Annotated in this window: 12 protein-coding genes; 2 read left to right on the plus strand and 10 right to left on the minus strand. The window is 74.9% G+C overall.

Annotation, left to right across the window (positions count from 1 at the left end; genetic code table 11):
* A partial coding sequence (locus AA75_RS53290) for an MASE1 domain-containing protein (RefSeq protein WP_033826058.1) occupies positions 1–669 on the minus strand: 669 nt, incomplete at its 3' end.
* Positions 670–761: 92 nt separating this feature from the next.
* Entirely contained in the window at positions 762–1,586 is an 825-nt protein-coding gene (locus AA75_RS43280; protein WP_033826050.1) for a PP2C family protein-serine/threonine phosphatase, read from the minus strand.
* A gap of 206 nt (positions 1,587–1,792) precedes the next feature.
* Here AA75_RS43280 and AA75_RS43285 point away from each other — a divergent pair, with 206 nt between their 5' ends.
* Complete coding sequence (locus AA75_RS43285) at positions 1,793–3,019, plus strand: aromatic acid exporter family protein (protein ID WP_033826051.1); 1,227 nt, start codon at positions 1,793–1,795, stop codon at positions 3,017–3,019.
* Between the two features lie 6 nt (positions 3,020–3,025).
* Here AA75_RS43285 and AA75_RS43290 read toward each other — a convergent pair whose 3' ends face one another.
* From AA75_RS43290 to AA75_RS43300, 3 genes are all read right to left on the minus strand, one after another.
* On the minus strand, positions 3,026–5,332 hold the full coding sequence (locus tag AA75_RS43290; protein WP_033826052.1) for a SpoIIE family protein phosphatase: 2,307 nt from the start codon (positions 5,330–5,332) through the stop codon (positions 3,026–3,028).
* Between the two features lie 127 nt (positions 5,333–5,459).
* Positions 5,460–7,481: a SpoIIE family protein phosphatase gene (locus AA75_RS53890; RefSeq protein WP_051814409.1), complete on the minus strand. Its 2,022-nt coding sequence runs from the start codon at positions 7,479–7,481 to the stop codon at positions 5,460–5,462.
* A 198-nt stretch (positions 7,482–7,679) separates the two neighbouring features.
* Complete coding sequence (locus AA75_RS43300; RefSeq protein WP_033826053.1) at positions 7,680–8,144, minus strand: hypothetical protein; 465 nt, start codon at positions 8,142–8,144, stop codon at positions 7,680–7,682.
* Positions 8,145–8,500: 356 nt separating this feature from the next.
* Here AA75_RS43300 and AA75_RS43305 point away from each other — a divergent pair, with 356 nt between their 5' ends.
* Positions 8,501–8,737: a DUF6296 family protein gene (locus AA75_RS43305; protein WP_033826054.1), complete on the plus strand. Its 237-nt coding sequence runs from the start codon at positions 8,501–8,503 to the stop codon at positions 8,735–8,737.
* 58 nt (positions 8,738–8,795) lie between these two features.
* On the opposite strand, the gene AA75_RS43310 is transcribed toward AA75_RS43305, so the two are convergent.
* From AA75_RS43310 to AA75_RS43330, 5 genes are all read right to left on the minus strand, one after another.
* Positions 8,796–9,680: an ABC transporter permease gene (locus AA75_RS43310; protein WP_033826055.1), complete on the minus strand. Its 885-nt coding sequence runs from the start codon at positions 9,678–9,680 to the stop codon at positions 8,796–8,798.
* The gene (locus AA75_RS43315) at positions 9,640–10,518 is read right to left on the minus strand and encodes an ABC transporter ATP-binding protein (protein ID WP_082527274.1); all 879 of its coding nucleotides are present in this window, start codon (positions 10,516–10,518) and stop codon (positions 9,640–9,642) included. Before AA75_RS43315 ends, AA75_RS43310 begins: the two co-directional genes overlap by 41 nt.
* A complete protein-coding gene (locus AA75_RS43320; RefSeq protein ID WP_033826056.1) occupies positions 10,515–10,970 on the minus strand; it encodes a MarR family winged helix-turn-helix transcriptional regulator in 456 nt (151 codons plus the stop codon). Before AA75_RS43320 ends, AA75_RS43315 begins: the two co-directional genes overlap by 4 nt.
* Before the next feature lie 91 nt (positions 10,971–11,061).
* The gene (locus AA75_RS43325) at positions 11,062–11,547 is read right to left on the minus strand and encodes a universal stress protein (protein WP_082527275.1); all 486 of its coding nucleotides are present in this window, start codon (positions 11,545–11,547) and stop codon (positions 11,062–11,064) included.
* 48 nt (positions 11,548–11,595) lie between these two features.
* A complete protein-coding gene (locus tag AA75_RS43330) occupies positions 11,596–12,471 on the minus strand; it encodes an SAM-dependent methyltransferase (RefSeq protein WP_233289457.1) in 876 nt (291 codons plus the stop codon).
* Between the last annotated feature and the right edge of the window lie 167 nt (positions 12,472–12,638).

A 12,638-nucleotide genomic window follows, 5' to 3' on the forward strand; every position in this document is an offset into this window, starting at 1 on the left:
GATCAGCGGAAAGACCAGGAACAGCAGGTCGAACGGGCTGCGCGCGGCCACGTACCCGACCACGACGGTCACGGCCAGCAGGACTGCGGGCTCCAGCCAGCGGGGCCGCATCTCGGCGCCGGGCAGCCGGAAGCGGTGGGCCGCCAGCAGGACCGGCGCGACCACCAGCACGCCCATCGCGTCGCCGACCCACCAGGCCGACCAGGTCGCCCAGAACTCCTCGCCGGTCAGGGAGCCGCCGACCAGCAGGGTGGTGCTGCCGACGGTGGCACTGATCAGCATCCCGGCCAGCGCACCGAGGAACACCAGCGCCACCCCGTCGCGCAGCCGGTCCAGCTCGGGCCGGAAGCCCGCCCGGCGCAGCGCGAGGCAGGCGCAGACCGGCGCCAGCGTGTTGCCCGCGGTGATCGCCAGGGCGCCGGCGTCCACCGACCCGATGCTGGCGATCACCAGCAGCGCCCCGGCGGCGACACCCGGCCACAGCCGCAGGCCGTACAGCAGCAGGGCGGTCACGGCGATGCCGGTGGGCGGCCAGAGCGGGGTGACCCGCGCGCCGGCCACCACGACCTGCTCCAGCAGGCCCAGCCGTCCGGCCGCGAAGTAGGCCGCCGCGACGGCGGCCGCCTGCAGGACCACCTTGAGGCCGCGGGACGCGTCGATTCTCACCATCCCGGACATCAGACCGCGCGGGCGGCCCGCGGGCGGGCGTGACACGCGCGGGCCCGGGCGGGCACTTCCACGGGACGGCGACCGCCGGCGCCCTACCGGGCCGCCGGGTCGTCGCGCAGCACCAGCACGGCGGCGTCGTCGGTGTGGCCGGTCAGCTCCGCGACCTTGATCACCTCGGCGGCGAGCTGGTCCGGCTCTGCCCGGACCCCGGCCCTGACCACCCGTTCCACCTCCGCGAGTCCCTCCTCGACGGAGAAGGAGGGGCCCTCCACCACGCCGTCGGTGACCAGGACGTAGGCGCCGTCGGTGGGCACCCGGTGGCTGACCACCGGGTAGTCCTCGCCCGCCAGGATGCCGAGCGGCAGTCCGCCGGAGTCGTCCCAGGCGACCCCGCCCCGGCCGTCGGGGCCCGCCCACACCGCGGGGACGTGGCCGGCCCGGGCCACCGTGAGGTCGCCGTGCTCGGGGTCGAAGCGCAGGAAGGTGCAGGTCGCGAACAGTCCGAAGTCGAGTGAGACCAGCAGGTCGTTGGCGTGCCGCAGCACCTCGCCGGGGTCGACGGCGAAGGAGGCGACGGCCCGCAGGCCGACCCTCAGCTGTCCCATGAAGGCGGCGGCCTCCACGTCGTGGCCCTGGACGTCGCCGATCGAGAAGGCCAGCGCGCCGTCCGGCAGCCGGAACCCGTCGTACCAGTCGCCGCCGATGTCCAGGCCGTTGCGGGCGGGCGCGTAGCGGGCGGCGGTGCGCAGTCCGGGGCAGCGCGGCAGCGCGGCGGGCAGCAGTTCGCGCTGGAGCGCCTCGGCCAGTTCGACCCGGGCCCGCTGCATCTCCGCGCGTTCCAGGGCCTGGGCGGTGAGCCGGCCGAGTTCGCTCAGCAGGTCGTCGGCGCTCGCGGGACGGTCGGGACGGCGTCGCACACTGACCCTCCGGGAGCTCGGTCTGCCGGGCCGCGGCCGCCTCGTCCGTCGCCGCGCCAAGCCGTACGGTCATGCTATTTCCGCCGCCCGCGCCCTGCCCGCCCGTATCGCTGCGGCCCCCGGGCCGGGCCGGCGCGCAGTGACCATCCGGGTGTGAGATCGCCTCTCCCCCGCTGGCGCGGCCGGCTCGGGGGAAGGAGACAGGAATGCCAGCGCTCACCGAGACACTGACCGACCGGGTACGGCGGCGCCTGAGGGACCCCGTCGTCGTGCTGACGATCCGGGCGACCGTCGCGGCCACCATCGCGTACGCGGTCGCGGTGCAGCTCAGCAGCGAGCCGGCCCCGCTGACCGCACCGCTGACGGCGCTGCTGGTGGTCCAGGTGACGCTGTACTCGACGCTCACCACCAGCATCCGCCGGGTGAACTCGGTGGTGGTCGGGGTGCTGATCGCCATCGGGTTCAGCTCGGTGATGGGCCTGTCCTGGTGGAGCCTGGGGCTGATCATCCTCGCCTCGCTGACCATCGGGCAGTTCGTCCGGGTCGACGAGTTCGTCAACGAGGTGGCGATCAGCGCGATGCTGGTGCTCGGCGTGACCCGGCTCGCCTCGCAGGCCTGGGACCGGGTGCTGGAGACCCTGATCGGCGCGGTGGTGGGTCTGCTGTTCAACCTGGTGTTCGCGCCGCCGGTGTGGGTGGACACCGCCGGCGAGTCGATCGAGGACCTCGCCCGGCGCGCCCGCCACCTGCTGCTGCGGATCGGCGAGGAGCTGGGCGGCCCCACCCCGGTGGAGCGGGCCGCGGCCCGGCTGCACGAGGCCCGCGCCCTCGACCAGGCCATCGCCGACGTGGACGGCGCGCTGCGGCAGGCCGAGGACAGCCTGCGGCTGAACCCGCGGATCAGCGAGGGCCTGCTGTCGCGGCTGGTGCTGCGCACCGGGCTGGACACCCTGGAGATCTGCGTGGTGGTGGTGCGGGTGCTGGCCCGTTCGCTGACCGACCTGGCCAAGCGCCGCGGCGCGGACGAGGCGCTGTTCCCGCCGGACGTGGCGCTGGCCCTGGAGGAGCTGCTGGCGCACGTCGGCGGGGCGCTGGTCAGCTTCTCGGTGCTGGTCAGCACCCAGGTGAGCCGCAACGCGGAGGAGGCGGAGGCCCGGCTGGCGGCGGAGCTGGCGGCCGCCTGGGCGAGCCGGGAGAACGTCGCGCAGATGCTGCTGCGCCGGGTGCAGGAGCACCCGAAGGCGTGGCAGCTGCACGGGTCCCTGCTGGCCGAGGTGGACCGGATCCTGGACGAGCTGGACCTGGAGCACCGCAGCCGCAGGCTGATGGAGGAGCTGGACCGGGCGTCGGTGGCCAACCGGGAGATGTTCACCAGGCTCGGCCGGCTGCGGCGGTTCGCCCGCGGCGAGGGCCTGCGGCGCCGCAGCGCCTGAGCCGCCCTACCCGGCGCCGCCCGGGACCTCCTGCTCGGTCCAGATCGCCTTGCCCTGGTCGGTGTAGCGGCTGCCCCAGCGGCTGGTCAGCTGGGCGACCAGGTAGAGGCCGCGGCCGCCCTCGTCGGTGACCCGGGCGCGGCGCATCCGGGGCTGGGTGCTGCTCGGGTCGGAGACCTCGCAGATCAGCCGTTCCGCGCGGATCAGCCGGACGCCGACCGGGCCGCCGCCGTACCGGATCGCGTTGGTGACCAGCTCGCTGACCACCAGTTCGGTGGTGAACGCCAGCTCGTCCAGTCCCCAGGCCTCCAGCTGGGCGGTGACCGACTCGCGGACCCGGGCGACGGCGGCCGGGTCGGGTTCGACGTCCCAGGCGGCGGTGTCGCCCGCGGGCAGCACCCGGGTCCGGGCGAGCAGCAGGGTGACGTCGTCGGACTGGCGGTGCGGCGGCAGGCTCTCGGTGATCTCCCGGCCGGCCTCGGCGAGGGGGCGGGTGGTGACCGAGGCGCGGCCGAGCCGGGTCCGCAGTTCGGCCATGCCGTCGTCCAGGTCGCCGTCGCCGCCGCCGATCAGTCCGTCGGTGTACAGCACCAGCACGCTGCCGGCGGCCGGTTCGATCTCGGCCACCTCGAACGGGAAGCCGCCGACGCCCAGTGGCGGCCCGGGGCTGAGTTCGACGTACCCGATGGCGCCGTCCGGGTGAACCACGGCGGGCGGCGGGTGTCCGGCGCTGGCCATCACGCACCGCCCGGACACCGGGTCGTACACGGCGTACAGGCAGGTCGCGCCGGCCGGGGCCGGTTCCCGGCGGATCCCGCCGCCGTCCTGGTCGTCGGCCTCCACCACCAGCTGCGAGACCAGGTCGTCCAGGTGCACCAGCAGTTCGTCCGGGCCGAGGTCCAGGTCGGCGAGGGTGCGTACGGCAGTGCGCAGCCGGCCCATGGTCGCGGTGGCCTCCAGGCCGTGGCCGACCACGTCGCCGACCACCAGGGCGATCCGCGCGGAGGACAGCGGGATCACGTCGAACCAGTCGCCGCCGACCCCGCCGTCGGTGTCGGTGGGCAGGTAGACGCTGGCGGTGACGGCCGCGGGGGTGTCGGTCGCGGCGGGCGGCAGCAGGCTGCGCTGGAGGCTGACGGCGGCCCGGTGCTCACGGGTGTAGCGGCGGGCGTTGTCGAGGGCCAGCGACGCCCGGGAGGCGATCTCCTGGAGCAGTTCCAGGTCGGTGCTCTCGTAGCGGTCGCCGGTCGGGTCCCGGTAGGCGCGGATCCGGCCGAGCAGGATGCCGCGGGCGCGCAGCGGGGCGGACATCGTCGGGCGGCCGTCCGCGGTGCTGGTGGCAGCGGGAACGGCGGCGCCGGCGGCCTCCACGTACACGGTGGTCCCGGTCGGCGGTTCCACGGTGTCGGGGCCGACCGCGGCGGTGCGGCGCAGGCTGAGCAGTCCGGCGGCGTCGGGCAGCGGGTCGTCGCCGTTGAAGACCGCCTCGGCGACCTCGACCACGGCCGCGTCGGCGAGCCCCGGAACCAGGACGGCGACCAGGTCCACGCAGGTACCGGTGACGGACAGCGAGCCGCCGAGCGCGGCGGTGGCCCGGTGCAGCAGTTCGAGGCGCCGGCGTGAGCGGCCGAGTTCGGTGACGTCGGTGAACAGCGCGGTCACCCCGATCGGCTTCTCGCCGTCGGCCTGCAGCCGGAACGCGGAGATGCCCATCACCCGTCCGCCGCGCGGGTCGAGCACGGTCCGCACCAGGGCCTCGGGCAGCACCAGCGGCCGGCCGCTCTCCAGCACGTCCCGCAGCAGCACCTCGATCGCCTCGGCGTCCTCGGCGCGCAGGAAGTCGGCCAGCCGCATGCCGTTGAGGTCGGTGGGGACCCCGCTGTAGGGCAGCAGGTTGGTGTTGGTGCGCAGCAGCCGCAGCTGGTCGTCGAAGACGGCGAGGCCGACCCGGTCCTGGAGGAAGAGTCCGCTGGCGAAGGCGTCGTCCTCGCGCCACCGGACGACCTGGTCGGCCGGGGCGCCGAGCACCAGGAAGCCGTCGGGGCCCGGGCCGGCCAGCGGCAGCACCTGGAAGGCGATGTCGGTGGGGTTGCCCTGCGCGTCCAGCAGCGCCACCCGGCCCTCCCGGGCGCCCGCCAGCGCGTTCCAGTGGTCCGGGTCGGCGAGCAGCTCACGCACCGGCCGGCCGCACACCTCGCCGGCCGGCCGGCTCAGCAGCGCCTGGGCCGCGGCGGTCCAGCCCACGACCACGCCCTCGGGATCGAGGACGGCCGCGGCCAGGCTCCCGGTGAACGGGTGGCGGAATCTCTCCATGGTGTGCGCACCTCACGCGGTCGGCGGGCGGGCCGGTCCACTCCTCCTCATCCTGCATCGGATGGCGGTGCCGCGCGTGTCTGCGGGCGGTCGCCGGACGGGTGGCGGGCGGGCATCGGCGGTGGCCTCACAGGCGCGGCCGGAAGACCAGCAGCGCGATGTCGTCCCGGACGTCCGCCACTCGGCGCAGCCGGTCGCAGAGCTGCTCGACCGGCAGGTGGCGGGCTTCGGTGGCGGCGGCGGCGAGCCGGTCCAGGCCTTCGGTCAGGCCGGTGCCGGGGCTCTCGACCAGGCCGTCGGTGTACAGCAGCAGGGTGTCCCCGGCGCCCAGGACGCGGCGGTGGATGCTGCGCGGCGCGTCCGGGTCCACGCACAGCGGCAGGTCGGCGCGGGGTCCGGTGAGGAGCCGGGCGGGGCCCTCGGCGGGGATCAGCAGCGGCGGGGGGTGCCCGGCGTTCGCCCAGACCACGTGCCAGCCGTCGGCGCGCAGGGTCAGGTGGGCGTGCACGATCGTGACGAACGGCGCGACCTGCAGCCCTTCGGCGGCCCGGTCGAGCTGGGCGAGGATGTCGGCCGGGGTGGCCGGGCGGTTGCTGTTGTAGGCGAGCGCCCGCAGCATGCTGCGCAGCTGGCCCATCGCGGTGGCGGCGGTCAGGTCGTGGCCGGCGATGTCGCCGATGGCGAGGGCGAGGGTGCCGTCGGGCAGGAAGAACGCGTCGTGCCAGTCGCCGCCGATCTCGGCGGTGGTGCTGGCCGGCTGGTAGCGGGCGGCGAGGTCGGCGCCGGGCACCTCGGGGACGGGGGTGAGCTGGGCGCGTTGCAGGATCAGCGCGGTGCGGCGGGCGTGCTGGTGCTCCAGGACGTTGCGCAGCGGCCGCTGGGCCTGTTGGAGGACCTCGCCGAGCAGGGCGATGTCGGCGGCGCTCGGCGGCGGGCTCCCGCCGCAGCCGGCCGCCGCGGCGAAGGCGACCACGGCGGAGTCCACCACGATCGGTACCAGGACCAGGCTGGTGGCGCGGGCCTCGGCCAGCCAGCGCAGGGACACGTCGGGCAGGACGCCGTCCGGGGGGTGGCCGGCGGCGAAGGTGATCAGCCGGGGCCGGCCGCTCTCGATGACCTCCTGGGCGACCGGTCCGACCCGGTAGGTCTGGCTGCGCAGTGCGGGCAGGGCGGGCAGGCCGGGCCGGGCGGCGGAGGCGACCCGGGTGCCGATGATGCCGTCGGCGAGGGCGGGCCCGTCGCCGTCGGGCAGCCGGAAGACCGCGCAGGCGTCGGTGAGGTCGGGCACCACCGCCTCGGCCATCGCGGCGAACGCGGCCTGCAGGTGGTGGGCGGGTGCGGCGGCGACCTTGGCGCGCAGCTGTTCGCGCAGCCGGGCCCGCCACTGGTCCTCGATGTCGGCGGTGGCGCCGATCCACTCGGTCAGCCGGCCGTCGGCGAAGACCGGGACCGCCCGGGACTTGACGTGCCGGTACTCGCCGGAGGCGGTCAGCACCCGGAAGGTGGTCTCGAACATGGCGGGGGTGCCGGTGGCGGCCTCCGCCCACGCCTGGACCAGGCGGGGGGCGTCGCTGGGGTGGATCAGCTCCAGCCAGCCCGGGTCCATGGTCGGGCGCCACGGGGAGCCGGTGAGGTCCTGCCAGCCGGCGACCAGTTCGGTCATGGTCCCGTCGGGGCGCAGCAGCCAGACCATCTGGGAGACCGCGGTGACCAGCGCCTTGTAGCGTTCCAGGGCCTGCTGGTGCTGGAGGGAGAGTTCCTGGGCGCGTTCGGCGGCCACCACCTCGGTGGTGGTGTCGACGGCCACGGCGAGCACCCCGCGGCCGTGCCGGGAGCGCACGGGTGTGCAGCTGTAGACGAAGTACCGGGGGCCCGGGGCGCCGGGGGCGGTGCCGACGGTGGCCCTGGGGGCGCTGACCTGGCGGGCCTCGCGTTCCTGGTAGACCTGGTCGAGCAGGGCGAGGAACGGGGCGGCGTACTCGTCGGCGAAGGCGTCGGCGGCGGGCAGGTCGAGGGTCCGTTCGCCGAACAGCCGGCGGAAGGCGTCGTTGTAGTAGACCAGCCGGTGTTCGGGGCCGCTGAGCAGCGCGACCGAGACGATGGCCCGGTCGAAGACCTCGGGCACGAATTCGGGCTCGGCGGCGTCCACGGGCGGCGCCCTCCTCTCGGGCTCGGCGCGCGGGGCTCGCGCGGCCGGTGCGCTGGGTACGGCCGGGGCCGCGCGGACTCGGGTGCCCACTCCCGTTCGACGCTACGAGACCGGCCGGGGATGCGCATGCCGTCGCCGGGCCGGACGCGCCGGGGCCCGGCCGCGGGTGCGGCCGGGCCCCTTGCCTCGCCGGACGGCTCAGCAGGCGATCGGGAGGTCCAGGGTGACCGGGTTGGGCGACCACGGGAAGGACGCGACGGAGAAGCTCGCGTGCACGGTGGAGCCGCACGGGACGGTGGCGGGGATGCCGTGGACCTGGATGGTGGAGGCGGTGAAGTTCACGTTCTGGTTGACGGTGCCGAGCGAGGCGCCGCCGACCAGGTTGGCCGACAGGCTGGTGATCAGCTGCCTGGGCTGGGGCGCCGGGCTGCCCGGGGAGGGCGGGCCGGCCAGGCCGACCTGACCGTAGATCTCGACGCCGGTGCCGGTGACGTCGGCGCAGACCTTGGTCGCCAGGCCGGCCTGGTAGCCCAGGTATCCGCAGGTCGTGGTGGTGGTGACGGCGGCGGTACCGGCCTGCGGGGCGGTGGCGGCGGTGGCCGGTGCGACACCCAGGGTGGTGAGGCCGGCGACGCCGGCGGCGATAAGGGCAAGACGGCTCATCGGTGGTTCTCCTCGTGCAGGTTGCTCGTACGGACAGGCCTCCCACGGCGTTCCCGCAGGAGGTATCTGACATGTGATATTTCACATCAGACCTGAAGACAGGGTGGCATGGATTCGAACAGCTCATGCGATCTTCACAACAGATCGGTGCCGGATGTGATCCAGCTAACTCGCCCGAGCGCGCGCGATGGTGACGCCTGATCAGGATGATGGTCCGTCAGAGGAGTCGGCCGGGCGGCCGCGGCCACCCGGGCCGGAGCGGGCCGCCGGCCCCCGCGGACCCGGCCGGTACGGACGGGCTGGGCCGCCGGAGCGTGTCTAGGATGAGTGCCGGGGGCCGTACAGGAGGGCCGCGTATGAGTCAGGGCAAGCGCTACGCGTTGACGTTTCCCGGCGCGCCGGGCACGCACGCTCCGCAGGACGTGGTGGTGGTCGAGGCGACCGGGGACACCGGGCCCGGCGGGCATCCGGTGTACGCGGACGCCTCCGGGATCGTCCGCGCCGAGATCAGCGACCGCGACGAGGTGAGGATGCTCGCCACCGGCGGCAGCCAGAACTCGCAGACCCCGATCCACGCGGTGCCGCTGCCCTGACCCGGGTGCGACCGCGGACCACGGCGGACGGCCCCTCGCGGGCCGTCCGCCGTACGGCTCAGCGGGCCAGCCGGCCCATCAGCGCGGAGGCCGCGCCGACCCCCAGCACCGCCGCCAGCACCAGCACCCCGAGGTCGAGCCACAGGTGGGCCGGGGTGCCCAGGAGCAGACCGCGCAGCGCGTCCACCTCGTAGCTGAGCGGATTGACCTTGCTGACCGCCTGCAGCCAGCCGGGCATCACCGCGACCGGGTACAGCGCGTTCGAGCCGAAGAACAGCGGCATGGTGATCGCCTGCCCGATCCCCATCAGCCGCTCCCGGGTGAGCACGATCCCGGCGATCGACATCGACAGGCAGGCGAAGAACGCCGAGCCGAGCACCACCACCACGGCCACCCCGAGCAGCCGCAGCGGGTTCCAGGTCATCGAGACCCCGAGCACGGCCGCGATCAGCACCACCACCACGGCCTGGACCACCGACTTCACCCCGGCCGCGAAGGCCTTGCCGGTCACCAGGACGGCCCGCGGGGTCGGGGTGACCAGGAGCTTGGTGAGCACCCCGGAGTCCCGCTCCCAGATGATCATGATGCCGTAGAAGATCGCGATGAACATCGCCGACTGCGCGATGATGCCCGGCGCCAGGTAGTCCAGGTACGGGATCCCGCCGGTCGGGATCGCCTTGATCCGGGTGAAGGTCTCGCCGAAGATCAGCAGCCACAGGGCCGGCTGCACCGCCCTGGTGTAGAGCTCGACCCGGTCGTGCCGCAGCTTCTGCAGTTCGATGGCGCAGAGCGCCGCCACCCGGGCGGGCACCAGCCGCCAGCCCCGGCGGGCCGGCGGCGGGGTCAGCAGCAGCCGCAGCTGCGGGGACGCGACGACGGGGGCCGGCGGGGCGGCCGGGGCGTCAGCCGACACGGGAAGCGGTCCTGCGGGTGCGGCGGACATCGCCGAGATCCCCTCCTTCGTCGTTGTCGCGGCCGGTCAGCCCGCTGCCGGCGTAGTGGCGGAAGACGTCCTCCAGGCTCGGTTCCGCGCCGCCGGGACCGGCCAGCGCGTGCCGGAGCTCACCCGGCGTGCCCAGCGCCCGGATCCGGCCGCGGTGCATCAGGCCCACCCGGTCGCAGTACTGGTCCGCCTCGTCCATGTAGTGCGTGGTGACCAGCACCGTCATCCCGGTGGCCGCCCGGACCTCGTTGATCCGGTCCCACACCCCGGTCCGGGCGATCGGGTCGAGGCCGATCGTCGGCTCGTCCAGGATCAGCAGCCGCGGCGCGCTGACCAGCGCCTGGGCCAGCTCCAGGCGCCGGACCATGCCGCCGGAGTACGTCCCGGCCAGCCGGTCGGCCGCCTCGGTGAGGTCGACGGCGGCCAGCGCCTCGGCCACCCGGGCGGCCCGCTCGCGGCGCGGCACGTCGAAGACCCGGGCGAACAGGGCGACGTTCTCCCGCCCGGTCAGGCCGCCGTCGGCGGACAGCTGCTGCGGCACGTACCCGAGCAGGCGGCGCACCGCCATCCGCTCCCGGGCGCTGTCGTGCCCGAACACCTCGACCATGCCCGGCGGGATCCGCAGCAGGGTGGTGATCGCCCGGATCGCGGTGGTCTTGCCCGCGCCGTTCGGACCGAGCAGGCCGAACACCTCACCGGCCCGGACCTCCAGGTCCAGACCGTCGACCGCACGGGCGGCGCCGAAGGAGTACCGCAGGCCGGTGCAGCGCACTGCGGTGGCCGGCCCGCCCGGCGGCGGACCGCCGGCGGCCGGTGTCACGGCGGGTGTCACGGTCATTCCCCGTCCCCTTCCTCGTGGAGGCCCTCGGCCAGACGCCGCAGGGCCGGGAGTGCGGCGGTGAGCGCCACCCGGTCCGCCTCGGACAGCAGCGCTACCTGCGCGGTGACCAGCTCGCTGCGGCGTCCGTCCCAGGCCGCGAGGCGTGCCGCGGCCTGCGGCGTCGGGTGCAGCAGCGCGGCGCGGCCGTCCGCCGGGTCGGGGGCCCGCAGCAGCAGGCCGTCCCGGACCAGCTGGTTGACCAGGGTGGACACCGAGTTGCCCGCCAGGTACAGCTCCTTGGCGGCGGCGGAGACCCGGATGCCCGGCCGGGCGTCCACCAGCCGCAGCAACTCCACCTGCGCGCCGCGCAGCCGGGGCGCGGTCAGGCCCCGCCGCAGGCGTCGGCGCAGCAGCCGCTGGATCCCGACCAGCAGGTCGGCCAGCTCGTCACCCAGTCCCGTGGTCGCCATACCGTCATTTTAGCTCTCAATAAGAGGTATCGCACCGGGGTCCAGCGGATCGGCTCCGCCCACGGGGTCCCGGCCGGGACGCCGGGGGCGGCTACGGGACGACGGTGACCGGCCAGCGGCCGGACTTCACCAGGCGGACCGCCACCGAGCCGACGATCCGGTGCCCGGCCTGTTCGGAGGCGCCGACCACCACGGCGTCCGCCTTCAGCCGGTCCGCGGTGGCGACCAGGCCGCCGTACGGGTCACCGCGGAAGGTGACGAACTGCCACCGGACCTCGAACACGCCGCGCATCCGGTCCGCCCAGGCCCTGATCTCGGCCACCAGCGACTCGGCGACCTCCTCGGTCACCTCGGCCACGGACGCGCCCATCGCCACCGCCGTCCCGAGCACCGGCTGCACGTAGACCACCACCAGCAGCGCGTTCTGACGGCGGGCCAGCCCGGCCGCGTACGCGGCGGCCCGGCCCGAGGCGGCGGAGCCGTCCACACCCACCAGGATCACCTTGGGACCGTCGGTCCCCCGCTCGAACTGCGCACCGGACAGCGAGGACCGGTCGGGCTGCCACTCGTCGTTCACGGCTCCCGAGCGTAGTCCCCGGGGCCGCGGGCGCCCCCGGCGGGCCGCTCAGGAACGCTTGCGGGCCACCCCGGCCCAGTAGTAGGCGGCCTGCGGGTCCGCGGGCGGGGCGCCGTCCGGGTGCCAGCCCATCACCGGGACCACACCCGGTTCGATCAGTTCCCAGTCGCCGAAGAACTCCGCGACCTGTTCCCTGGTGCGCGGGACCAGGGTCAACCGTCCCTGCTGCGCCGCCGAGACGACCTGGCCCATCGCCTCCGGGTTGAAGTCCGCGCTGGGATGGGTGATCGCGACGTGGCTGCCGGCCGGCAGCGCGTCCAGCAGCTTGCGGACCTTGCCCCACGGGTCGTCCTCGTCCTCCAGCAGCATCAGGATCGCCACCAGCATCAGACCGACCGGCCGGGTGACGTCGAGGGTGCCGGTGAGCGCCGGGTGGGACAGGATCCGCTCCGGCTCCCGCAGGTCGGCGTGGAGGTAGGCGGTCCTCCCCGCGACGCCGCTGACCATCAGCGCACGGGCGTGCGCCAGCACGATCGGGTCGTTGTCGACGTACACCACCCGGCTGTCCACGGCCTCGGCCTGGGCGACCTCGTGGGTGTTGCCCTCGGTGGGGATGCCGGTGCCGATGTCCAGGAACTGGCGGATGCCCGCCTCCCGCACCAAGTAGCGGACCGAGCGGCCGAGGAAGGCCCGGTTCTCCCGGGCCATCGTGCGGATGCTCGGGATGGCCTGCTCGAAGGCCTCGCCGAGGGCCCGGTCGGCCGGGAAGTTGGTCTTGCCGCCGAGCCAGTAGTCGTACATCCGGGCCGAGTGCGGGAGCGAGGTGTCGATCTCCGGCGGCCGGTGGCCGCCGACCTGCTCGACCATCCCGCCCAGCTCCCCGGTCCAGTCCCGGCGCTCCGGACCGTCCTGATGCTCCGACAAAATCACACACCCCCAGCACACTTACCGTTCGAACCCGACCCACAGTAACCCGACCGGGCGGGTCCGCGGCGCCGCCCGCGGGAGCGGTTCAGGCCGCCGGGCCGGCGGCGGGGCGTCCGCCCACCGTCCGGACGGCCTCGGCGCCCGCCCGGCAGCCCGCCTCCGCT

The organism is Kitasatospora sp. MBT63, assembly GCF_000710465.2.
Classification (GTDB): Bacteria; Actinomycetota; Actinomycetes; order Streptomycetales; family Streptomycetaceae; genus Kitasatospora.

Excerpts from the sequence above, each read along its gene's own strand:
- AA75_RS43285 (WP_033826051.1), top strand. The coding sequence starts at position 1,793 with ATGCCAGCGCTCACCGAGACACTGACCGACCGGGTACGGCGGCGCCTG.
- AA75_RS43290 (WP_033826052.1), bottom strand. The coding sequence starts at position 5,332 with ATGGAGAGATTCCGCCACCCGTTCACCGGGAGCCTGGCCGCGGCCGTC.
- AA75_RS43300 (WP_033826053.1), bottom strand. The coding sequence starts at position 8,144 with ATGAGCCGTCTTGCCCTTATCGCCGCCGGCGTCGCCGGCCTCACCACC.
- AA75_RS43305 (WP_033826054.1), top strand. The coding sequence starts at position 8,501 with ATGAGTCAGGGCAAGCGCTACGCGTTGACGTTTCCCGGCGCGCCGGGC.
- AA75_RS43310 (WP_033826055.1), bottom strand. The coding sequence starts at position 9,680 with ATGTCCGCCGCACCCGCAGGACCGCTTCCCGTGTCGGCTGACGCCCCG.
- AA75_RS43315 (WP_082527274.1), bottom strand. The coding sequence starts at position 10,518 with ATGACCGTGACACCCGCCGTGACACCGGCCGCCGGCGGTCCGCCGCCG.
- AA75_RS43320 (WP_033826056.1), bottom strand. The coding sequence starts at position 10,970 with ATGGCGACCACGGGACTGGGTGACGAGCTGGCCGACCTGCTGGTCGGG.